The organism is Devosia sp. (assembly GCF_030689745.1).
GTDB lineage: Bacteria > Pseudomonadota > Alphaproteobacteria > Rhizobiales > Devosiaceae > Devosia > Devosia alba.
The window spans coordinates 1-20193 of sequence record NZ_JAUYGL010000140.1 but is presented as its reverse complement, the minus strand read 5'-3'; the positions used below and the strand labels follow the sequence as shown (position 1 = coordinate 20193).

The 20193-nt window shown below is 61.7% G+C and carries 20 protein-coding genes and 1 riboswitch; of the genes, 9 read left to right on the top strand and 11 right to left on the bottom strand.

Translation table 11 applies throughout. From position 1 onward, the window contains the following. Positions 1 to 16: 16 nt before the first annotated feature. The 4 genes from thrC to Q8O80_RS12195 all read left to right on the top strand — a co-directional run bounded on the left by thrC (position 17) and on the right by Q8O80_RS12195 (position 6396). Positions 17 to 1411 (top strand): threonine synthase, encoded by a 1395-nt coding sequence (gene thrC / locus Q8O80_RS12210; protein WP_305579722.1) that lies wholly within the window; start codon positions 17 to 19, stop codon positions 1409 to 1411. Positions 1412 to 1463: 52 nt separating this feature from the next. Then, entirely contained in the window at positions 1464 to 2726 is a 1263-nt protein-coding gene (locus Q8O80_RS12205; RefSeq protein ID WP_305579721.1) for a pitrilysin family protein, read from the top strand. Positions 2727 to 2737: 11 nt separating this feature from the next. Further along, on the top strand, positions 2738 to 3349 hold the full coding sequence (locus Q8O80_RS12200) for a GNAT family N-acetyltransferase (RefSeq protein ID WP_305579720.1): 612 nt from the start codon (positions 2738 to 2740) through the stop codon (positions 3347 to 3349). Between the two features lie 167 nt (positions 3350 to 3516). Then, positions 3517 to 6396 (top strand): bifunctional diguanylate cyclase/phosphodiesterase, encoded by a 2880-nt coding sequence (locus tag Q8O80_RS12195; protein ID WP_305579733.1) that lies wholly within the window; start codon positions 3517 to 3519, stop codon positions 6394 to 6396. Here the strand turns inward: Q8O80_RS12195 and Q8O80_RS12190 are convergent. Continuing rightward, a complete protein-coding gene (locus tag Q8O80_RS12190; protein ID WP_305579719.1) occupies positions 6393 to 6968 on the bottom strand; it encodes a YqgE/AlgH family protein in 576 nt (191 codons plus the stop codon). The two genes, Q8O80_RS12195 and Q8O80_RS12190, sit on opposite strands and share 4 nt — an antisense overlap. Before the next feature lie 102 nt (positions 6969 to 7070). Between Q8O80_RS12190 and Q8O80_RS12185 the strand changes: the two genes are divergently transcribed. The 3 genes from Q8O80_RS12185 (at position 7071) to Q8O80_RS12175 (ending at position 9144) form a co-directional block, all read left to right on the top strand. Continuing rightward, positions 7071 to 7913 (top strand): protein-disulfide reductase DsbD domain-containing protein, encoded by an 843-nt coding sequence (locus tag Q8O80_RS12185; RefSeq protein WP_305579718.1) that lies wholly within the window; start codon positions 7071 to 7073, stop codon positions 7911 to 7913. 126 nt (positions 7914 to 8039) lie between these two features. Beyond that, entirely contained in the window at positions 8040 to 8534 is a 495-nt protein-coding gene (locus Q8O80_RS12180) for a peroxiredoxin (RefSeq protein ID WP_305579717.1), read from the top strand. A gap of 22 nt (positions 8535 to 8556) precedes the next feature. Then, entirely contained in the window at positions 8557 to 9144 is a 588-nt protein-coding gene (locus tag Q8O80_RS12175; RefSeq protein WP_305579716.1) for a hypothetical protein, read from the top strand. A 79-nt stretch (positions 9145 to 9223) separates the two neighbouring features. Here the strand turns inward: Q8O80_RS12175 and gcvPB are convergent, their stop codons facing one another. The 9 genes from gcvPB to Q8O80_RS12130 all read right to left on the bottom strand — a co-directional run bounded on the left by gcvPB (position 9224) and on the right by Q8O80_RS12130 (position 16862). Next, the gene (gene gcvPB / locus Q8O80_RS12170) at positions 9224 to 10771 is read right to left on the bottom strand and encodes an aminomethyl-transferring glycine dehydrogenase subunit GcvPB (RefSeq protein ID WP_305579715.1); all 1548 of its coding nucleotides are present in this window, start codon (positions 10769 to 10771) and stop codon (positions 9224 to 9226) included. Continuing rightward, positions 10768 to 12111 (bottom strand): aminomethyl-transferring glycine dehydrogenase subunit GcvPA, encoded by a 1344-nt coding sequence (gcvPA, locus tag Q8O80_RS12165; RefSeq protein ID WP_305579714.1) that lies wholly within the window; start codon positions 12109 to 12111, stop codon positions 10768 to 10770. The genes gcvPB and gcvPA overlap by 4 nt, the downstream gene beginning before the upstream one ends. A 9-nt stretch (positions 12112 to 12120) precedes the next feature. Next, positions 12121 to 12486 (bottom strand): glycine cleavage system protein GcvH, encoded by a 366-nt coding sequence (gene gcvH / locus Q8O80_RS12160; protein WP_305579713.1) that lies wholly within the window; start codon positions 12484 to 12486, stop codon positions 12121 to 12123. Between the two features lie 10 nt (positions 12487 to 12496). Beyond that, positions 12497 to 13666 carry a glycine cleavage system aminomethyltransferase GcvT gene (gene gcvT, locus Q8O80_RS12155; protein ID WP_305579712.1) on the bottom strand — a complete coding sequence of 390 codons (1170 nt, stop codon included), beginning with the start codon at positions 13664 to 13666 and terminating at the stop codon, positions 12497 to 12499. A gap of 158 nt (positions 13667 to 13824) precedes the next feature. Next, positions 13825 to 13912: riboswitch (glycine riboswitch) on the bottom strand. Positions 13913 to 14160: 248 nt separating this feature from the next. Then, positions 14161 to 14643 (bottom strand): ATP F0F1 synthase subunit B, encoded by a 483-nt coding sequence (locus Q8O80_RS12150; RefSeq protein ID WP_305579711.1) that lies wholly within the window; start codon positions 14641 to 14643, stop codon positions 14161 to 14163. Between the two features lie 5 nt (positions 14644 to 14648). Then, positions 14649 to 15281 (bottom strand): F0F1 ATP synthase subunit B, encoded by a 633-nt coding sequence (locus Q8O80_RS12145; protein ID WP_371136183.1) that lies wholly within the window; start codon positions 15279 to 15281, stop codon positions 14649 to 14651. Positions 15282 to 15381: 100 nt separating this feature from the next. Further along, the gene (locus Q8O80_RS12140; RefSeq protein ID WP_108462026.1) at positions 15382 to 15609 is read right to left on the bottom strand and encodes a F0F1 ATP synthase subunit C; all 228 of its coding nucleotides are present in this window, start codon (positions 15607 to 15609) and stop codon (positions 15382 to 15384) included. Between the two features lie 66 nt (positions 15610 to 15675). Continuing rightward, a complete protein-coding gene (locus Q8O80_RS12135; RefSeq protein ID WP_305579709.1) occupies positions 15676 to 16452 on the bottom strand; it encodes a F0F1 ATP synthase subunit A in 777 nt (258 codons plus the stop codon). Between the two features lie 11 nt (positions 16453 to 16463). Further along, complete coding sequence (locus Q8O80_RS12130; protein WP_305579708.1) at positions 16464 to 16862, bottom strand: AtpZ/AtpI family protein; 399 nt, start codon at positions 16860 to 16862, stop codon at positions 16464 to 16466. Positions 16863 to 17583: 721 nt separating this feature from the next. Between Q8O80_RS12130 and Q8O80_RS12125 the strand changes: the two genes are divergently transcribed. Both Q8O80_RS12125 and Q8O80_RS12120 read left to right on the top strand, forming a co-directional pair. After that, positions 17584 to 17913, top strand: a complete 330-nt coding sequence (locus Q8O80_RS12125) for a cytochrome c (RefSeq protein ID WP_305579707.1) — start codon at positions 17584 to 17586, stop codon at positions 17911 to 17913. Between the two features lie 243 nt (positions 17914 to 18156). Beyond that, the gene (locus tag Q8O80_RS12120; protein ID WP_305579706.1) at positions 18157 to 19422 is read left to right on the top strand and encodes a DUF4062 domain-containing protein; all 1266 of its coding nucleotides are present in this window, start codon (positions 18157 to 18159) and stop codon (positions 19420 to 19422) included. Positions 19423 to 19511: 89 nt separating this feature from the next. On the opposite strand, the gene Q8O80_RS12115 is transcribed toward Q8O80_RS12120, so the two are convergent. Then, positions 19512 to 19964 carry a hypothetical protein gene (locus Q8O80_RS12115; RefSeq protein WP_305579705.1) on the bottom strand — a complete coding sequence of 151 codons (453 nt, stop codon included), beginning with the start codon at positions 19962 to 19964 and terminating at the stop codon, positions 19512 to 19514. Positions 19965 to 20193 lie beyond the last annotated feature (229 nt).

The window sequence follows — 20193 nt, the reverse complement described above, 5'->3', positions numbered from 1 at the left end:
AGGGCGTTTCCCCCCAATGCAGTTTGTTTCAACGCGCGGGCAGGCACCCGTGCTCGGCTTCTCTGACGCAGTTCTGGCTGGCCTGGCATCCGATGGTGGGCTCTATGTACCCCAGTCCTGGCCGCAAGTTGGGCCCGACGAAATCGCCAGCTTTGCGGGCAAATCCTATGCCGAAGTCGCCTATGCCATCATCAGTCGCTTTACCGGCGACGAGATCGCACCGGCCAGACTCAAACAGATCATCGACGATTCCTATGCCGTGTTCCGTCACCCTTCGGTAGCGCCACTGGTGGAACTCGCCCCGGGCCAGTTTGTGCTCGAACTGTTCCACGGGCCGACGCTGGCATTCAAGGACGTCGCCATGCAGTTCCTCAGCCGGATCATGGATCATATCCTGGCCGAGCGGGGGCTCAAGGCAACCATTGTCGGCGCCACCTCGGGCGATACCGGTTCGGCTGCCATCGAAGCCTTCCGTGGTCGTGACACCACCGATATCTTCATCCTGCACCCACAGGGGCGCACCTCGCCCGTGCAGCGTCTGCAGATGACCACCGTGCTCGACGCCAATGTCCACAACATTGCCCTCGAGGGCACGTTTGATGACTGCCAGAGCATCGTCAAGGCCATGTTCAACAATCACGGGTTCCGCGATCGCGTCCGCCTGTCAGGGGTGAACTCGATCAATTGGGGCCGCATTGTCGCGCAGATTGTCTATTATTTTACGGCGGGTGTTTCACTGGGCGCGCCGCACCGTCCAGTCTGCTTCACCGTGCCCACCGGCAATTTCGGCGATATCTTTGCTGGCTACTGTGCCAAGGCCATGGGCCTGCCCATCGACAGGCTGATCATCGCCACCAATGCCAATGACATTCTGCGCCGCACCCTGGACACCGGCCGCTATGAAATGGCCGGCGTGGCCCCAACCATCAGCCCTTCAATGGATATCGAGATCTCGTCGAACTTCGAGCGGCTGTTGTTTGAGGCCGCGGGACGCGATGCCGCTGCCGTGCGGCGGATGATGGACAGCCTCAAGCAATCGGGCGGCTTTGCCGTACCCGACATGGCCTTGCAGGCCATTCGCCGCGACTTTGCTGCTGCCACCACCGACGAGGACGCGACCCGGGCCACCATCGCCCAGACCCTCAAGGCGGCCGACTATCTGCTCGATCCGCATACGGCCGTGGGCCTGCACGTGGCCCAGCAGCAACCCCATGGCACGACGCCGATGATTACCCTGGCGACCGCGCATCCGGCCAAATTCCCTGCCGCTGTCAAGGCCGCCTCGGGTGTTGATCCGGCGCTGCCGAGTTGGCTGGCCGACCTCTATGAGCGCGAGGAACGCCTCAGTGTCCTTGCCAACGACCAGCAAGCGGTTGAAGATTTCATTACAGCGCGTACGCGCGCTGCCTAGCGAGATGAGGGGCCTGCGGCCATCCGATCGCTGGGCCTGAGGAGAATGCTGAGTGAGCGTAGAATCAACGACCCTGGACAATGGCATGGTGATCCTGACCGATCACATGTCCCATCTCGAAAGTGCTTCGCTGGGCGTCTGGGTCAAGGCGGGAGCGCGCTCCGAACGCAAGACCGAGCATGGCATTTCCCATCTGCTCGAGCACATGGCCTTCAAGGGTACCAGTTCGCGCAACGCGCTGCAGATTGCTGAAGCCATCGAGAACGTGGGCGGTGATCTCAACGCGGCTACCTCGATCGAGCACACCGGCTATTTTGCGCGGGTACTCAAGGAGGACGTTGTCCTTGCTGCCGATATCCTCGCCGATATTCTGCAGAATTCCCTGTTCGACGAGGACGAATTGGTCCGCGAGAAGCAGGTCATCGTCCAGGAGATCGGCGCGGCACGCGACAATCCGGACGATCAGGTGTTCGACCTGTTTCAGGAAGCCGCATTTCCCCGCCAACCCATCGGCCGCACCATTCTGGGCACGGCTGACTCGGTCCGTGAGGTCAACTCCGATACCATCCGCAAATACATGAAGCGCAATTATGTGGGTGACCACATGGTGCTCGCGGCTGCCGGCAATGTCAGCCATGACGAGCTGGTCGATGTGGCGCGCGAGCGCTTTGCCGAGCTCAAGCCCAATGGCGCGCCGGCCCCGCAACGCGCTGCCTATGAGGGTGGCCAGGAACGACTGGTCTCCGACCATGAGCAGGCCCATATCGTGGTAGGCTTCGAGGGCCGCGCCTACAACGCTGACGGGTTCTACGCGGCGCAGGTCCTGGCCTCGATTCTGGGCGGCGGCATGAGCTCGCGCCTGTTCCAGGAAATCCGGGAGAAGCGCGGCCTGTGCTATTCGGTGTATTCGTTCCACTGGGCCTTTGCCGACAGCGGCGTGTTCGGCGTCGCGGCAGCTACCGGCGAAAGCGAAGTGGCCGAGCTGGTGCCTGTTGTGCTCGATGAACTCAAACGGGCCACTGAGAGCATCACCGAAGATGAAGTGATCCGCGTGCGCAACCAGATCCGCGCTGGCCTGCTGATGTCGCTGGAAAGCCCCTCGGCACGGGCTGGGCAACTGGCCCGCCAGCAGATTCTGTGGGGCCGCCCCATCCCCATGCAGGAAACGGTGGACCGCATCAACGCCATCACTGCCAGGCGCGTCCAGGATATTGCCGAGCAGATCTTCACCCAGGGCGCACCCACCCTGGCCGGCATTGGCCCCATCGGCAATCTCGCCGATGTCCAGGCCATTGGTGAACACCTTAAGCGTTAGTGGCCAAAGCCATGCTCTGGCCCTGGTCGTCGCCGACATCGCTGGTCAACCTGCAGGGCAAGACTGTGCAACTGCGCCTGCCGCAGTTGTCGGATTACGAGCAGTGGTACGCACTGCGCCGGGGGAGTCGCGACTTTCTGCGCCCTTTCGAACCCCGCTGGACCGAGGCCGATCTGGCGCAGCGGGTCTTTGTCACGCGGGTCAAGCGCGCCCGCGAAGAGGCGGAGGAGGGGACCGACTACTCCCTGTTCATCTTCCTGCCTGACGGGCGCCAGCAGACCCTGGTGGGCGGAATAACCCTGTCCAATGTGCGCCGGCGCGCCGCCCAGTTCGTCAATCTGGGCTATTGGATGGGCCAGCAATTTGCCGGCAAGGGCCTGATGAGCGAGGCGGTTGCCACCTGCCTGCCCTTTGTTTTTGATACCCTTGCCTTGCACCGCATTCACGCAGCCTTTCTGCCGGGCAATCAGGCGTCGCGCCGGGTGCTGGAGAAGAATGGCTTCATTGAAGAGGGTTTTGCCGAGAAATATCTGCAGATCAATGGCCGCTGGGAAGACCATGTTCTGTTCGGTCTGACCCGGGAACGCTATGAACTGGCCAGTTTCACCAGGCGCGTGGGATAGAGTGTGGCTATTGCGCCACAGCGCGGGAAGCTTGTCGCCTGTTGCAATCCCCGCTACCTAATGGACGCTCCCCTCAAGAGGATGCCTTTCCAGCCGCGCGACAGTTTTCTTGCGCTTGGTCGGATCGCTGCCACAATGAAGCCTACCGCAGGATATACTCGCCCTTGATGCGTCACCTTTATGCACTCGCGATGTGTCTTGCCCTAGCGCTGACATCGCTCGCCCCCGCTCTTGCCCTGGAAGTCATCTCGGTTCCCGACGACGTCAATGCCGTCAATCTGTCGGATGTGCTGGACGTCCGGCCCGGCAGCGATGGACGCGTGCAATTGTCCACCGCACCGGGTGCTGACGGCATTATCCGCCGCATTGAAGTGCTGGCCTCCGAAGCGGGCACCAATCCCGGCTTCGCCCTGTTCGCGCTGCGCAATGAGAGCGATCAGCAGATCGAGCGGTTGCTGGTGGCGCCATTCTACCGACTGCCCGGATCGGGTATCTTGCAGCCCGACCTCGGCAGTGACCGCGTTACCGCCCTGACCCCCAGCGCCGGCATCAGGCCGGTGCGGTTGAGCGATGCCGAAGCCGATGTTTTCGAGGTGACGCTCGATCCCGGTGCCACCGTGACCTTTGTCGCCGAGTTGACCGGTCAGGGCCTGCCCGAACTATATCTGTGGCAGCCCAATGCCTATCGTGACTACGTCAACTCTTTCACCTTGTTCCGCGGCGTGGTGCTGGGCGTTGCCTCACTCGCCGCGGTGTTCCTGACCATCATGTTCGTGGTCAAGGGACGCGGCGTGTTTCCAGCGACCGCTGCGGTTGCCTGGGCCGTGCTGACCTATTTGTTGATCGATTTCGGCGTGCTCGGCCGCCTGCTGGGTCTGTCGGCCACCGGCGTACAGCCGCTTCGTGCCGCCGCTGAGGCAGGCATCGCCACGACTCTGGCCGGATTCCTGTTTATCTATCTCAATCTGCACAGATGGCACCTGCGCTTCGTGCACCTCGCCTTGGGCCTAGCAGCGCTGTTTCTGGCGCTGTTCGCCTTCGCTTTCTTTGAACCCGCCATCGCTGCCACGATTGCACGCCTGGTGCTGGTCTTGCTGGGCCTGTCGGGCTTCTTCCTGATCCTGCTGCTGGCCCTGCGCGGCTACGACCGCGCTGTATTGCTCGTGCCAACCTGGATCATCGTCATTGCCTGGCTGTTCTATTCCTGGCTGGTGGTTTCCGGTCAGGTCTCCAATGACGTGGCACAGCCTGCTGTTGGCGGTGGCCTGGTGCTGATCGTCATGTTGCTCGGCTTCACCGCCGTGCAGCACGCCTTCTCGGAAGGTCAGGTCACCATCGGCACCCTGTCCGAAGTCGAGCGGCGCGCGCTGGCCCTGACCGGCTCGGGCGACTTTGTCTTTGACTGGAACATTGAGCGCGATCGCGTCGCCGTCAGCGACGAATTGGCGATTCGGCTGGGTGAAAAGCGTGGCGCGCTGCGCGGTGCCATCAAGCTCTGGCTCGATCGCGTGCATCCCGATGACCGCGATCGCTTCCGCACCGCCTTTGATACGCTGGTGGAACTGCGGCGCGGCAAGGTCTCTGCCGATATGCGCGTGGCCGGCCATGATGGCAATTACCGTTCCTTCCGTATGCGCGTGAAGCCGGTCTTGGGCGGCGACGGCCAGGTCAACCGCATCGTCGGGACCCTGCAGGATGTCACCGAGGACCGCGCCTCGCGCGAGCGCCTGCTGCACGACGCCGTGCATGACAGCCTGACCGGCCTGCCCAATCGGCAATTGCTGCTTGACCGGCTGGAGCGGGCGCTGGTCCGTGCCCGCCTCCCCGGCGGCACCAAGCCGGCCGTGTTCCTGATCGACATCGACCGCTTCATGGAGCTTGAGGAACGTATTGGACACGCCGCGTCCGATTCGGTTCTGTTGGCCATTTCGCGCCGAATTACCCGCGTCATGCGCCCTCTCGACACCGTGGCGCGCATTACCGGGGACCAGTTTGCCGTCATTCTGGCGTCTGAACAGGCCGCCGGAAAGATCGCCGAGACCGCCGAGCAGATCCGCAAGGCCCTCAAGGCCCCCTTCAACTTTGGCGACCGCGACCTGACACTGACCGCCTCGATTGGCGTGACCATCTATGACAGCAACCCTGCCGAAGCCGCCGATGTGCTGCGCGATGCTGAACTGGCCATGTATTACGCCAAGCGGCTGGGCGGTGACCGGATCGAGGCCTATCGGGCTTCGGCACGGTCGATTGCCGCCTATAATCGCGCCAGCGAGGAAGATCTCGAGCGGGGCATGAAGCACGGCGAACTGCACGTGCAGTTCCAGCCGGTGATGGATATCCAGACCAATCAGATGGTCGGGGCCGAGGCGCTGATGCGCTGGACCCACCCCACCCGCGGCGTCGTCAATCCGGACGAATTCGTGCCGCTGGCGGAACGCTCCGGGCAGATCGAAAAGCTCGGCCGGCTCGCCTTCGAGCAATCCGCCGCCCAGGCCAAGGACTGGATGACCGCCTTTGGCCTGCCCGAGGACTTCTTCATCTCGGTCAATCTCTCGCCGACCCAGTTGGCGACCGAAACCCTGCTCAACGACATGCGCAGCCTGGTGAGCCAGGACAAGGAACTGGCCCGCCACCTCAAGCTGGAGATCACCGAGAGTCAGGTGATGACCAATCCGGAACACTCCGCCTATATGCTGCAGGCCTTGCGCAATCTCGGCCTGGGTCTGGCGCTCGACGATTTTGGCACCGGCCATTCCTCACTGAGCTATCTGCACCGCTTCCCGTTCGACACCATCAAGATTCCGCAGGCCTTTGTGAAGCTGAGTGAGGGCACCGGCATTGCCCACACCCAGATCCCAATCATCAAGTCCATCGTGACGCTGGCCAGTGATCTCGATCTGATGGTGATCGCCGAGGGCGTTGAGAGCCAGGAAGAGCTTGAGCGCCTGCGTACGCTCAATTGTCGCTATGCCCAGGGCTATGCGTTTGGTGCGGCGATGACCGGCCCCGAATTCGGCAAGAAACTCGCCACGCAACTCGGCCGCTAGGCGTGTCCCGCATCCGGACTCAGCGAGGCCCGGGTGATGTGCAGACTGGCCAAAGCGGCATCATAGCGGTCCGCTACCGGCGTCTCGAACAGCAGTTTGGGCGAGAATGGCGCCGTCAGCCAGCCATTGCTGGCAATCTCGTCCTCCAACTGGCCCGCACTCCAGCCACAGCAGCCCAGCGCGAACAGGGCGGACGCCGGTGGCGGCCCAAAGGCCATGGCCTTGAGCACATCCAGTGTTGCCGTCAGGCTGACCCCGTCCGCCACGGCATAGGTATTGCCGCTCCGGTAATCGGATGAGTGCAGCACAAAGCCGCGTCCCCTCTCGACAGGTCCCCCCCGCATCACGGCGCGCTGGCGGATTGTGTCGGGCAGCCGGATGACGCTGTCGGGATCACCCAGATCGAGTTCATCGATGATGTCGGCAAAGCGCAGGTTTTCCAGCTCATGATTGACCACGAGCCCCATGGCGCCCTCATCGCCGTGGCCGACGAGCAGGATGACGCTTTCTGCAAAGCGTTCATCGTCCATATCGGGCATGGCGATCAGGAATTGTCCTTCAAGTGAGTTCATGACTGCAATGTAGGCGTCTGCACCGGTCCTGCCAAGTTCGGCAGGCAGCAAAGCGGCTCGGTGGTCTTCACGAAGGCCTGATGCGCCCGTAGCTGTTTCTTCATGCTGTCCTGCGCTATTGGCAATGCCATGCGCCCATCATTCCTCGTCGCTGCCGCTTTCGCCCTGCTTGCCCAGCCTGCTTTCGCGGGCGAGACCGCTTGGCAGGAAGTTGCCCCCGGCGTGAACCTGCGTCTGATCAGCACAGGACAGATCAAACCCAATGGCAAGATGCTGCTGGGGCTTGAGATCGACATGCCCGTCACCACCAAGACCTATTGGCGGGTGCCCGGCGAAACCGGACTGCCCACCGAGCTCGATTTCAGCACCTCCCCTGCGGTGATCGATCATCAAATTCTCTGGCCCTATCCGACGCTGTCGAGCCAGGGTGGGTATTCCGATTATGTCTATTACGGCCCCACCGTGCTGCCGATCGAGGTGACGCTGTCCCCCGGCGCAACCCATGCCGAGATGGCGGCCGTGCTCGGCATCTGCTCGGACATCTGTGTGCCCGCCCAGGCGCGCTTTTCACTGGCCCTGGCAGACCCGACTCCCGACCAGGCCAACGGTCTGCGGCTGCGTCAGGCCGTGGCCATGGCGCCCATCGACTGGGATGAAGATACCCAGCCGATAGGCGAAGTGGTCTATGACGCCCAGACCGGCATGCTCGAAGTTCCCGTCAGCGATGCGGCGCTCGACCCCAACTCGCTGATCGCGGCGACGGCAAGCGGCCAGCCGCTGTTCGGCGCGCCGCAAAAAAGCCCGGAACCGAACCTAGTGCTGATCCCGGTGCTGGGGGATGATGGCGAGACTGATCTGGCGAACCAGCCGGTGGAGCTCACCTTCATGACGGAGATGGGCGCTTTTGAAATCAACCGGTCCGTCGCGGTCTCACCGGCCGACTAGCGAGTGTTAAGGGGAAAGGCCGGCAAGGCCTTGTTTGTGGTGACAAAGCCGCATATTCCGGACACTTGTGTTGAGCGAGGCGAAGTGCTGCCCCTAGGGTAGCCATATGCAGGGGCCTATCGAAATATGATTGAACGCGGCAGTTCGTTACCGTCCGTACCGACCAAGCTTGTCAGTGCTGATGGCTTTGTCGACACCACTTCAGACGCCGTATTGGGGCAGGGGCTGGTGGTGCTGTTCACCGTTCCGGGGGCTTTTACGCCCACTTGCCACCTCAATCATCTGCCCGGCTTCCTCGCCAATCTGCCCAAGCTCAAGGCTGCCGGCGTCGACCGTGTCGTCTGCGCTTCGGTCAATGACCATCACGTCATGAAGGCCTGGGCCGAAGCCAGCGGCGCATTGGGGCAGATTGACTTTGTCGCTGACGGCAATGCCGCACTGGCCGAGGCGCTTGGCCTGGCCAAGGATCTTTCTGTTGCCGGCATGGGCCAGCGTTTTGCCCGCGCTGCCATGATCATCCGCGATGGTGTTGTCGACGCGGTCTTTCTCGAAGACGCCCCCGGCGTTGGTGCCAGCGGTGCGCCCGCTATTCTGATGGCCCTTGAAGCCGGCACCGTCTAGTATCGCGTTCGGAGATTTGCTGATGACCGTTTTCACGACCCTGTCCCTGCGCTTGACGGCCGCCGCTGCCGCCGCAACCGTGCTTGCTGGCTGCTCGATGGGCAGCATGTTTGGCGGCGGCAATGCCGCCCAGACCCAGACATTGCAGAACGCCACTGCCACACCGGCTGCCGTGGCGCAGGCCCAGAGCAGCGCCTTGCCCGCCATCGCCACCCAGTGTCCGCCCATCCGCGTGCGCCCCGGCAGCGAGGCGATGTTCTACTATGGCAGCGGCAAGACCGGCGATGCGCGAGCGCTGCAGTATCAGGGCGTGATCGACGAAAGCACGCGCAACTGCGTGGTCTCCAATGGCCTGATTACCGTCAATATGGGCGTAACCGGTCGGGTCCTGCTCGGGCCCCAGGGCAAGCAGACCAGCGTCAATGCCCCGATCCGGTTTGCCGTCGAACGCGATGGCCAGGCCATCTTCTCGGAAAAATACACCATTCCCGTCGCCATCACCGCACCCGCCCGCTCGGCCGAGTTCGTCAAGGTGATCGACAATGTCGCCATCCCCTATCTGGGCGGCGAGGACATTGTCATCTGGGTTGGTTTCGATACCCGCGGCTGAAATTTCCGCAGTATCGCTTAGTTGAGAGGCCCGTGGACAAGTCCGCGGGCCCTTCTGTTTGGCGCATCGTCTATGACGACTACTCCGCCGCCTGGGGCAGGTCTTCGGGCCGTTCCCATTTCAGGATCGGCGCACGGGCCGCGCGGGTTTCGTCGAGACGGCGGCGGGGCGCGTGGAGCGGCGCCGCAGTGAACCGCGCCGCATTGCCGGCTTTGGCATCGAGCGCCAACTCTTCCATCACATCGCAGAAATGGTCCAGCGTCTGCTTGGATTCGCTCTCGGTTGGTTCGACCAGCATGGCGCCATGCACCACCAGCGGGAAATACATGGTCATGGGGTGGAAACCCTCGTCGATCAGCGCCTTGGCAAAGTCGAGCGTGGTGACGCCCGTGCCGGCGAGGAAACTGTCATCGAACAGCGCCTCATGCATGGTCGGATAATCCGGGAACGGCACCGAGAACACATGGCCCAGCCGCGCCTTGATGTAATTGGCGTTCAGCACTGCATCTTCCGCTGCCTGCGCCAGCCCGTCGCCGCCATGGCTGAGCATATAGGTCAGCGCCCGGACATACATGCCCATCTGGCCCTGGAAGGCAGTGATGCGGCCCAGCGCCTCGCCTTCGGTGTGTTCGACCAGCTCAAGACCATCGCTGCCCTGCCGCACGAAGGGCACCGGGGCGAACGGTGCCAGCGCTGCCGACAGCACCACCGGACCGGCACCCGGCCCGCCGCCGCCATGCGGCGTCGAGAAGGTCTTGTGCAGGTTGATGTGCATGGCGTCGATGCCCAGATCGCCCGGCCGGACGACGCCCATGATGGCGTTGAAATTGGCGCCATCGCAGTAAAAGAACGCCCCGGCACCGTGGACCGCCTGGGCAATCTCGATCACCTGCGGCTCAAACAGGCCACAGGTATTGGGGTTGGTCAGCATGATCGCCGCCACTTCGGGCGACAGCGCATCCTTGACTGCCTGCACGTCGACCGTGCCGTCGGCCCGGGCCGGGATCGACTTGACCGAATAGCCCAGGAACGCTGCCGTCGCCGGATTGGTGCCATGGGCGCTTTCGGGAACCAGCACGATGGTGCGGTGACCCTGTCCAGCCGCCTGCTGCGCCGCCTTGATCGTCATCATGCCCAGCAGTTCACCATGCGCGCCGGCCTTGGGGGTGAGCGCCACGGCCGAGGTATTGGTCAGCGTCATCAGCCAGTGGCTGAGCTGGTTCATCAGCTCGAGCGCTCCCTGCACGGTGGAAACCGGCTGCAGCGGGTGGATATCGGCAAATCCGGGCAGGCGGGCCATCTTCTCGTTGAGTCGCGGATTGTGCTTCATCGTGCACGAGCCCAGCGGATACATGCCAGAATCGATCGAATGGTTGAGGCGGCTGAGGCGCACATAGTGCCGCATGGCTTCCGGCTCGGTCAGCCCGGCCAGGTCAAGCGGCATCTTGCGCTCGAAACCGCCCAGGCGGGCGGTGTTGATCTCAGCATCCGGCAGATCGACACCGGAATGCTCGGTATCGCCGATCTCGAACAGTAGCGGTTCATTGGGCAGCAGCGCCGAGCCCGAGGTGGAGGCGAAGTCTGAGGTGCCGGTACCGGTAGGGCGGCCTTGCTTGTTCATGCTCATGCCAGTTCCTCGCTCAACGCAGCGCAGAGCGCGGCGATATCGCCCTCAGTGGTCAGTTCGGTTGCGGCCAGCACGATGAGATTGGCAACCCCTGGATCGCCCGGCTCCAGCCGGCTCACCGGCACGCCGCCCAGAATGCCGCGCTGGGCCAGACGCTCAATCAGCGCAGCGGCAGGCGTGCTGGTGCGGATGGTCATTTCGTTGAAGAAGGTCCTGTTGAGCACCTCGACCCCGGGCACCGCTTCCAGCGCATCGGCCAGCTTGCAGGCATTGGCGTGGTTGAGCCGGGCCAGGCGGGTGAAGCCGGCTTCGCCCAGCAGCGCCATGTGGATGGAGAAGGCCAGGGCGCACAGCCCGGAATTGGTGCAGATATTGCTCGTCGCCTTTTCGCGGCGGATATGCTGCTCGCGCGTCGACAGCGTCAGCACGAAACCGCGCTGGCCTTCGGCATCGACAGTCTCGCCACAGACCCGGCCGGGCATCTGCCGGATGAATTCCTTGCGCGTGGCCAAGAGGCCCAGATAAGGCCCGCCAAAATTCAGCGCATTGCCGATCGACTGGCCCTCGGCCACCACGATATCGGCGCCCAGCGCGCCCGGGGCTTCGAGCAGGCCCAGCGAGACCACCTCGGTGATCACCACGATCAGCAGCGCGCCCTTGGCATGGGCCGCGTCGGCCGCAGCCCTGATGTTGCGCAGATGGCCGTAAAAGTCCGGCGTCTGCACCACGATGGCGGCGGTCTCTTCGTCGATATGATCGAGAATGTCGCCCTGGCCTTCGGGCGAAGCCGACAGGCATTCGAGATCGCTGTCGTCCTTGAGATAGGCTTTCACCACGTCGCGATAATGCGGATGCAGGCCGCCCGACAGCACCACCTTGTTGCGTCGGGTGAGGCGCCGCGCCATCAGCACGGCCTCGGCCGTGCCGGTGGAGCCGTCATACATGCTGGCATTGGCCACATCCATGCCGGTGAGCTTGGCCACCTGGGTCTGGAACTCGAACAGCATCTGCAGCGTGCCCTGCGAGATTTCCGGCTGGTAGGGCGTATAGGCGGTGAGGAACTCCGAGCGCTGGATCAGGTGATCGACCGTGGCCGGCACATGATGGCGATAGGCGCCAGCGCCGATAAAGAACGGACCATCGGCCCCGGCATGGTTCTGGCCGGCCAGCGCCTTCATATGCGCTTCGACCAGGAACTCGGGACTATGGGCGGGCAGGCCGAGATCAAAGCTCTTGAGCGCGTTTGCAGGCACCGCGCTGAACAGGGCGTCGATATTGGCGGCGCCGATAACACCAAGCATTTCGGCGCGTTCGGCTGCGGAATGGGGGAGGTAGCGCATGTTTGTCCGTTACTTGGTCAGTTCGGCATAGGCCGCGTCATCGAGCAGGCCGTCCAGCTCGCTGGCATCGGCGATGGTGATCTTGTAGATCCAGCCGCCGCTTTCGGGGTCGGTATTGATCAGGCCGGGTTCGCCCGATAGCGCCTCGTTGATCTCGGAAACGGTACCGGCCACCGGGGCATAGATTTCCGAGGCCGCTTTCACCGATTCGACCACGGCGGCCTCGTCGCCCTTCTTGAGCACTTTGCCGACGCTGGGCAGTTCGACAAAGACGATGTCGCCCAGCGCGTTCTGTGCGTAGGGCGTGATGCCGACAATCCCGGTCGATCCCTCGACGCGGATATATTCATGGTCCGGGGTGAACTTGGTGGTCATGGCTGATCTCTCAACTGGCTTTGGACTTGCGGAAATAACGATGCGGTACGAAGGGCGTCGGCACCACTGTGGCGGCCTGGGCACGGCCGCGCACGCTGACCTGCAGCGCCGTGCCGATTTCGGCATGGCTGGGCGGCACGAAGCCCATGGCGATGGCCTTGCCCAGCGAAGGGGCAAAGCCGCCGCTGGTGACCACGCCAATGACGGAGCCGGCAGCGTCAAGGATCTCGGCGCCTTCGCGGGCCGGTGCGCCCTCGACCATCAGGCCGACGCGAATGCGACCGGGTGCCCCCTCGCGCTCGGCCAGTATGCGGCTGGCACCGGGGAAATCGGCGGCCTCGCGACGGCGCTTGGACACGGCAAAGCCCAATCCTGCCTCAATGGGCGAAACACTTGCGTCCAGGTCATGACCATAGAGCGGCAGACCGGCTTCGAGGCGCAGGCTGTCGCGGGCGCCAAGGCCCGCTGGCTGGACGCGATCATCGGCCAGGAGGGCATCCCACAGCCTGGCAGCATTGGCGGCGGAGACCAGGATCTCAAAGCCGTCTTCGCCGGTATAGCCAGCGCGCGAGATGATCAGGCGTTCGCCGTTCCAGTCGAAAGCGCGGTATTGCATGAAGCTGAGGTCTTCGGCACCGGGCGCGATCCGGGCCAGCACCTGCACGGCCTCGGGGCCCTGCAGCGCCAGCAGCGCATTGTCGGCATCGGCGCGCATCAGCCTGGCCTTGTCGCCCGCTGCCGCCTCGATGATGGCGAAGTCGCCATCCTTGGTGCCGGCATTGACCACGATATAGAGCGCGCCACCCAACAGGGGCGAGCGGCCAACCATCAAGTCATCGATAACCCCGCCCTGATCATTGAGCAGCATGGTGTAGCGGATGTTGCCGGGCTTGAGGCCGGTGATGTCACCGCAGATCAGCGGCTCGATGATGGCGGCGACGGCGGCGTGATCGGCTTCGGCATCGCCGCCGGGATTGTTGAGCGTCAAAAAACCTGGCCCCATATGGCTGACATCAAACAGCCCCGCATGTTCGCGGGTCCATTTGTGTTCGGCCATGATACCGGACGCATATTGCACGGGGAGAGAATATCCGCCGAACGGCACCATGCGGCCATTGGCGGCCAGGTGCTGCTCGTAAAGCGGCGTGGTCTTGATCGTTTCGGCTGAGGTTTGGGCCATCAACACATCCCGGATTCTGAACTCGGTGACACGACTACACTCGCCTTGCGGCGAATTCCGTGCCCCCTCTGTCCTGAACACCTGAGAGATTTCCCGGCTGAGCGCCGGTTGCTCCTTCGGTGGGACCCGGCAATGTGCCTGTCCGCTTTCCAGAGTTGTAGCCTACTACGGTCCTTTGGCCTGAGAGTTTCCGGGGCGGTTGCTCCTTCGGCGCCGGAGAAATCCAGTCTCTCCCGCAGTGGGCGCACCATGCTGGAGATTCCGCAGCAGGTCAATCGCGCCCGGTGCATGGGGCACAGGCATTTCTGCTGCCCCCCACCTAACCTCCCCCTGAAGAGGGAGGGACAGATCCAGCATTCGGCACGCTCATGCCACACCCCCACCGTTCAGTCCCTCCTCCTGAAGGGGGCGGTCAGGAGAGGCGCTGCGAGCCTACCGCAAACGACAAGGGCGGGCATAAATGCCCGCCCTTGAATCTTGAATTGGCGTGACGCCTAGTTCAGACGGTTGCCGACATCGGCGATGGCCTTGTCGACGACCTGGCCGCCCTTGCGGTTCATCTCGTCGGTCAGCACCAGACGGGCCGCTTCGATGGCCACATCGGCCGAGCGGGCGCGTACTTCGGCGACAGCATGGGCCTCGGCCTGGGCGATCTTGTCTTCCACCGACTTGGTGCGGCGGGTGATCAGATCGGCCAGCGCGGTCTGCGCTTCGGCGGTCAGCCGGGTCGCTTCTTCCTTGGCAGCGGTGATGATGCCGGCCGCCTCGCTCTCGGCGGCAACGCGCTTCTGCTCATATTCCACCAGCAGGGCAGCGGCCTCTTCGCGCAATTTCTTGGCTTCCGCCAGATCATCGGCAATCTTCTTGATCTGGGCGTCGAGCATCTTGGCGATGATGGTGTGGATGCCGAAATACAGCGCCAGTCCGAGGAAGATGATCAGCGCGACGAGGGCGTAAAAGCTGTTGTCGAATTCCATCTCGCTTACTCCTTGGCCTTGGCGACCGCAGCGCGGACGCTGTCAGCCGAGACGTCGCCGACCAGCTGGCTCACCACCGTCTGGGCGGTTTCGGTGGCGATCTCGTCCACATGGGTCAGTGCCTCGGTCTTGGTGACCAGGATGCGGGCTTCGGCTTCACTCACCTTGGCGCTCAGATCGGCCTCGACGGCGCTGCGCTTGGCGGCCAGATCGGCCTGGATCGCCTCACGCGATTCATTGGCAATGCCCTGGGCCTTGGCCTTGGCAGCAGCCAGGGCAGCCTCATAGGCAGCAATGGCCGCGTCGGTCTGCTGGCGCGAGGCATCGGCGGCTGCCAGATCGGCGTCCATGATGGCCTTGCGGTTCTCCAGAATGCCGCCAATGCGGGGCAGGGCGATTTTGCTCATCAGCAGATACAGGGCGCCAAAGGTAATGGCGAGCCACAGCAGCTGCGATGGAAATGTTGCGGGGTCAAACGGCGGGAACACATCCGAACCATGCTCGCCACCCGATGCTTCGGTCGTGGCATGGGTGTCGGCGGTCGGATCGGCGTGAGGTGCGTCGGTGGCGACAGGCGCCTCGACGAGCTCTTCGGCCGGTACAGCCGCTTCTTGGGCGTAGGCTTGCGTTGCCATCAGGTCAGGTCCCGTTAAATTCGGTCAGCCGGCAGATATGCCGGTGAAGAACGCGCAGCCGGAACGAGCCCGGCTGCGGAAAATCGTGATCGCCGTGTCAGTCCTAGACGACGAACAGCAGGATCAGGGCAACCAGGAACGAGAAGATGCCCAGAGCTTCGGTCACGGCGAAGCCGAAGATCAGGTTCGAGAACTGGCTTGGCGCTGCCGACGGGTTGCGCAGGGCGCCCGACAGGAAGTTGCCGAAAATGTTGGCCACGCCAATGGCGGCGCCAGCCATACCGAAACAAGCAATACCGGCACCGATGTACTTTGCGGCTTCAGCTTCCATAATATTAGTCCTTTCAAGCGACTTTTAAGCGGGGGTTCTGGCGGAACAGCCCGCCGTGACTGGTAGTTAGTGAGATGGGTGGATCGCGTCGTTGAGATACATGCAGGTCAGGACTGCGAAGACATAGGCCTGAACCGCACCGACGAGAAATTCGAGACCAGTCAGCGCGACGGCCATGATCAGCGGCAACGCCGACCCAAGGATGCCCAGGAAACCCAGGCTGCCCATGGTGACGATGAAGCCGGTGAAGACTTTGAGCGTGATGTGACCGGCCAGGATATTGCCGAACAGACGCACGGAAAGCGAGATCGGGCGGCTCATGAACGAGATGAACTCGATGGGCGCCACGATGGGAAGGATGTAGCCGGGTACGCCGGCCGGCACGAACAGCTTGAGGAATTTCGGACCGTTCTTGTAAAAGCCGTAGATGATGACCGTGAGGAACACCAGCATCGACAGCGCGAAGGTGACGATGATGTGGCTGGTGACGGTGAAGAAATACGGCACCATGCCCAGCATATTGGCCACGAAGATGAAGGTGAACAGGCTGAACACCAGCGGGAAGAAGGTCATGCCGGCGGTGCCGGCTGCACTTCGCACCATATTGGCGACGAAGCCATAGACCAGTTCGCTGAGCAGTTGCGCCCGGCCCGGGATCACGCTCTTGGAGCCGGTCGACAGGATCAGGTAGAGCCCGATAATCGCCACGGTGGCGACCATGAACAGCGCCGAATTGGTAAAGGCGAAGCTGAGGCCAGAACCCGCAGTGCCGTCACCGCCAAGGGTGAACAGCGGGAACATGTCCTCGATGACGAATTGGTGGATCGGATCAGTACCGGCCAAGATAGAGCCCTCTAAGCGTCATCATTATTGTCTTCACCGTCCTCGCCAGGTCCCAGATCGGACCCCGGCGGGGCTGGCGATGCGGCATTCATTTGTGCCACCACACGGGTGACATTGAGTATTCCAGCAGCAAAGCCCACCAATAGCATGATGAGCAAGCCCCAGGGGCTGGTTCCCAGGCCAAGATCGATGAGATAGCCGATAATGGCACCCACCAGGATCGCGGCAATGAACTCGGTACCGATGCGCATGCCGCGCGCCATACCGCTCATCGCCGGGGATGCTTCTGCCGAGGCTCTGTTGTCCTCGATATTGCGGTCCCGCTTGGCTGAGGCAATGCGCGATGCAAGATCATGCGTCACCCCGTTGGCGCTGTCCGGCTGGCCTTTGGTATCTTGCGGTTTTGCCATCCGCTTGCTCCCCTCGGCCGGCTTTCTCCCCGCAATTTCGGGGACGCCTTTTAAGTCGCGCGCAACATAGTAGTGGGGTCTGAGAGTGTCAAGACAACCTTACCGACTGTAACATGTTGATCTGTAACAGCAATTCAGCTTGTCGCAGGGGTGCGGCATGCTGTCCACCGGCGATCATGGCGAAGTCGGGGCGGGGATGGGGGGATTCTACCACCCAAGGGCATGCCGAAGCGCCGCCTGCAGTGCGGTTGTCACTCGCCATTCGAGCATAGCTCTCATGGCCTTCTTGGTTTGAAAGGCTCCACTGGAGCCTTTCATCTGCTTCGCAGACCACCTGCGAAGACGGACCCCGAGACGGCTTTCGCCTCCTGAGTAAAATAAAACGAGACGAGAGCCGTCTCGGAGCGCCGGTTTTTGGAACTGTACGGCGGCACGGGGATCGCTCGCCCCCACACGGCCGGACTGGAACCTGTGGAAGAGACGAACTTCCACCCGGCACACCCCACCACTGTTCGCCTGCAGGCCGCCCATGCGGGGTGATGGCGGGATTATGCGCGCAGTTTTGGCGGCGGGGACAAGATGGATGGCTGCTTGTCAAAACACCGTGGCTCGTTGATCGTGAACAATATGCCGCCACGGTGCCGGTATAGGGTAGCGCACAATGGACTGCGTCTGAGGAATTGCCCTTTCAGTCTCGCTTTGAACCCGGAGAATTCCCGTCATGCTGCCCAAGGGTATGATCGCCGCCGCCATCCTGGCCGTCACCACCGGCCCGACTGCCGCCCAGGACCCCACCCCGGTGGAGGAAGGGCAGGCGCTGGCGACCATGTATTGCGCCGATTGTCATGCCACCGGCGCGACCGACGACAGCCCGCTGGCCGGGGCCCCAAACTTTCGCGACCTGCATCTGCTCTATGATGTGTCGTTTCTCAGCGAGGCGCTGGTCGAGGGCATCGTCACCGCCCATCCCGAAATGCCGCAATTCGAATTCGACCCCGCACAGGCCTCGGCGATCATCGCCTATCTCAAATCGCTGGAACCCCAGAAATAGGGTGTTGGTCTGTCGGGCCCAATTGTGCACTGACCCGTCCCGTCAAGGGGAGGGTGCAGCTGGTGTCTGGGCGCGATCATGTCAAACAAGCGGCGCGGTGGGGGTGGGGTGATGGGGTGGACTGACTACTACAAAGAGATAGGAGCGCTTTCAGACGATATCGCATCTAGTTTGGGGCTCAATTGCAGCGAACTGAGGATATAATCTCTGGGAAGCTCGAATCTGCGGACAGGATTGCATGGCATGGCTAGGCGCCCGACTTTCTTCCTATCTTCCACGATCTATGACTTCCGAGACCTACGAGGGGCTATAAAATTTAGTCTAGAGGCTCGAGGCTGTCGGGTGCTGGCATCAGAGTACAACGACTTTGGCGGCAACCTCGATCAACATAGCTACGAGGCTTGCCTCGGCAACATCGAGCAGGCGGATTTTTTCGTCCTATTGATTGGCAGTCGCGTGGGTGGATGGTTCGATGAATCTACTAAGACCAGTATCACGCAGAAGGAGTATCAGCACGCGTACGACCTTCACATCCAAGGAAAGTTACGCCTCGTTACATTTGTCCGTCAGGAGGTCTGGCAACTGAAGGAGGAGCGAAGGGAACTGGAGCGCTTTCTGTCAACGACAGCGATGGAAGAGTCCGAACGGGATATAGTTGCAAGAGCCCCGAGTAGGTTTGCCAGTAACGCAGAGTTCGTGAGTCAGTTCATCGCTGAGGTCGGGCGAAACGTTGAAACAGGTAAGGCAGTAAAGATCGGAACTGCAAAGCCCACCGGCAACTGGATACACCAGTTCTCGAATTTCCGCGATATTCACGATGTGCTGCAGCCTCTTGCTTTCACAGGAATGACATCAGAGGACGCAGCATATCGTAGCGCGCTTCAAGGCGAGCTCCTTCGCGTCATGAGCAGCCTAATGAGCAAGCGCGATGACGAGGTCGTAGATCTTGGCGACTTGCTTGAGTGGGCCTTAGCAAAGCAGCGGCTCACCAAAGATATTCGCGACCAGGGATACGTTGACGTCGATCTCACCGAATGGAACTTGCTGAGCACCATCGTGCTGCACTGTCTAGGATTGCAGTTCGAAACCGTAGTGATCGACGACGCACTTACCTCGACCGTTTTCCTCGAATACGATGCTAATAACGGTGCTTATGTTCAGAGTGCCGCCTACGACGCCCTCTCGAACCTCTGGAGTACAATTCGTAGTTTCAAATCACTGGCGACCACCGAAAATCTTTCAGTGATTTTTGCAACGTCCCCCAAATCTTTGGATGGGCGCAAGTCTGGAACTCATCGACTTAAACTAGAGGAAGTTGCAGCAATCCACTCGCTTGCCTTGCGGTGGATAAACATCATTAGGTTATGCAAGACTTTAATACTGCACCTACAAGGGCAGCCTTTTCAGGCCCCAACGCTGATGCCATTTTCGCCAATTGTGGACTTCGACGCGGCAATTCAAGCAGAACGAGTAAGCGTCGCCGATTTGCGGGCGCACTTGGGTATCTAGAATCCTCATCCCCAGATCAATTTGACCGCGTTGCGTAGCTTCCCGGCGGGCGTGAGCGTCTAATATGGGGTGGCCGGTGGACGAAGACATTATAACAAAATTGGCGGTACCCACTCAGTTCGGTATCGTTTCTCGAATTCTGTGAGCACCATCTCCAGCGTTGCCTCGAAAGCGTCCCGATCAAACATCGTCGATTTAGGCTCATGGATATAGCGCCAGTCGGTGAACGCATCTTTGTGCTGATACATCACGTGACGAATGCTGTAGTCGATGTAGAAGCCGTTGGGATGGTATGGGGCTACAGATCGCTTAAACTCCGCGTCAAGCTTTCCCTGACTTTCGGGCTTCAGCCTCTCAAAGAGCTTGGCAAGGTCGTGTGATTTGGTGACCTTCGGATCATCGAAGTCAAAAACGAACCAGGCTTTGAGTGCCAACTCCATCGAGAGCGCCAGAAGCATCGGTTCAACGCCCATATCTTTCATGTCGCGCCAGGCTTCATGCCGCGCCAAATCTCGCTCTGGAAAGCTCTGGGTCTTTCGCAAGACCGCCCTCGCTGTGTCCCCAATCCTAATGGCTGTTGTTAACCGAGCACTCATTCCTCATCACCCCGCCTCCAAAAACGTCTCCGCCGTCGTCAGGTCCACCGAGACCAGTTGGCTGACGCCGCGTTCGGCCATGGTGACGCCGAACAGGCGGTCGACGCGGCTCATGGTGATCGGGTTGTGGGTGATGACCATGAAGCGCGTATTGGTGCGCTGGCGCATGGAATCG

What these genes read in the sequence shown, in the direction of transcription:
- thrC (WP_305579722.1), top strand. Translation starts at nt 17, where the DNA reads ATGCAGTTTGTTTCAACGCGCGGGCAGGCACCCGTGCTCGGCTTCTCT.
- Q8O80_RS12200 (WP_305579720.1), top strand. Translation starts at nt 2,738, where the DNA reads ATGCTCTGGCCCTGGTCGTCGCCGACATCGCTGGTCAACCTGCAGGGC.
- Q8O80_RS12195 (WP_305579733.1), top strand. Translation starts at nt 3,517, where the DNA reads ATGCGTCACCTTTATGCACTCGCGATGTGTCTTGCCCTAGCGCTGACA.
- Q8O80_RS12190 (WP_305579719.1), bottom strand. Translation starts at nt 6,968, where the DNA reads ATGAACTCACTTGAAGGACAATTCCTGATCGCCATGCCCGATATGGAC.
- Q8O80_RS12185 (WP_305579718.1), top strand. Translation starts at nt 7,071, where the DNA reads ATGCTGTCCTGCGCTATTGGCAATGCCATGCGCCCATCATTCCTCGTC.
- Q8O80_RS12180 (WP_305579717.1), top strand. Translation starts at nt 8,040, where the DNA reads ATGATTGAACGCGGCAGTTCGTTACCGTCCGTACCGACCAAGCTTGTC.
- Q8O80_RS12175 (WP_305579716.1), top strand. Translation starts at nt 8,557, where the DNA reads ATGACCGTTTTCACGACCCTGTCCCTGCGCTTGACGGCCGCCGCTGCC.
- gcvPB (WP_305579715.1), bottom strand. Translation starts at nt 10,771, where the DNA reads ATGAGCATGAACAAGCAAGGCCGCCCTACCGGTACCGGCACCTCAGAC.
- gcvPA (WP_305579714.1), bottom strand. Translation starts at nt 12,111, where the DNA reads ATGCGCTACCTCCCCCATTCCGCAGCCGAACGCGCCGAAATGCTTGGT.
- gcvH (WP_305579713.1), bottom strand. Translation starts at nt 12,486, where the DNA reads ATGACCACCAAGTTCACCCCGGACCATGAATATATCCGCGTCGAGGGA.
- gcvT (WP_305579712.1), bottom strand. Translation starts at nt 13,666, where the DNA reads ATGGCCCAAACCTCAGCCGAAACGATCAAGACCACGCCGCTTTACGAG.
- Q8O80_RS12150 (WP_305579711.1), bottom strand. Translation starts at nt 14,643, where the DNA reads ATGGAATTCGACAACAGCTTTTACGCCCTCGTCGCGCTGATCATCTTC.
- Q8O80_RS12140 (WP_108462026.1), bottom strand. Translation starts at nt 15,609, where the DNA reads ATGGAAGCTGAAGCCGCAAAGTACATCGGTGCCGGTATTGCTTGTTTC.
- Q8O80_RS12130 (WP_305579708.1), bottom strand. Translation starts at nt 16,862, where the DNA reads ATGGCAAAACCGCAAGATACCAAAGGCCAGCCGGACAGCGCCAACGGG.
- Q8O80_RS12125 (WP_305579707.1), top strand. Translation starts at nt 17,584, where the DNA reads ATGCTGCCCAAGGGTATGATCGCCGCCGCCATCCTGGCCGTCACCACC.
- Q8O80_RS12120 (WP_305579706.1), top strand. Translation starts at nt 18,157, where the DNA reads ATGGCTAGGCGCCCGACTTTCTTCCTATCTTCCACGATCTATGACTTC.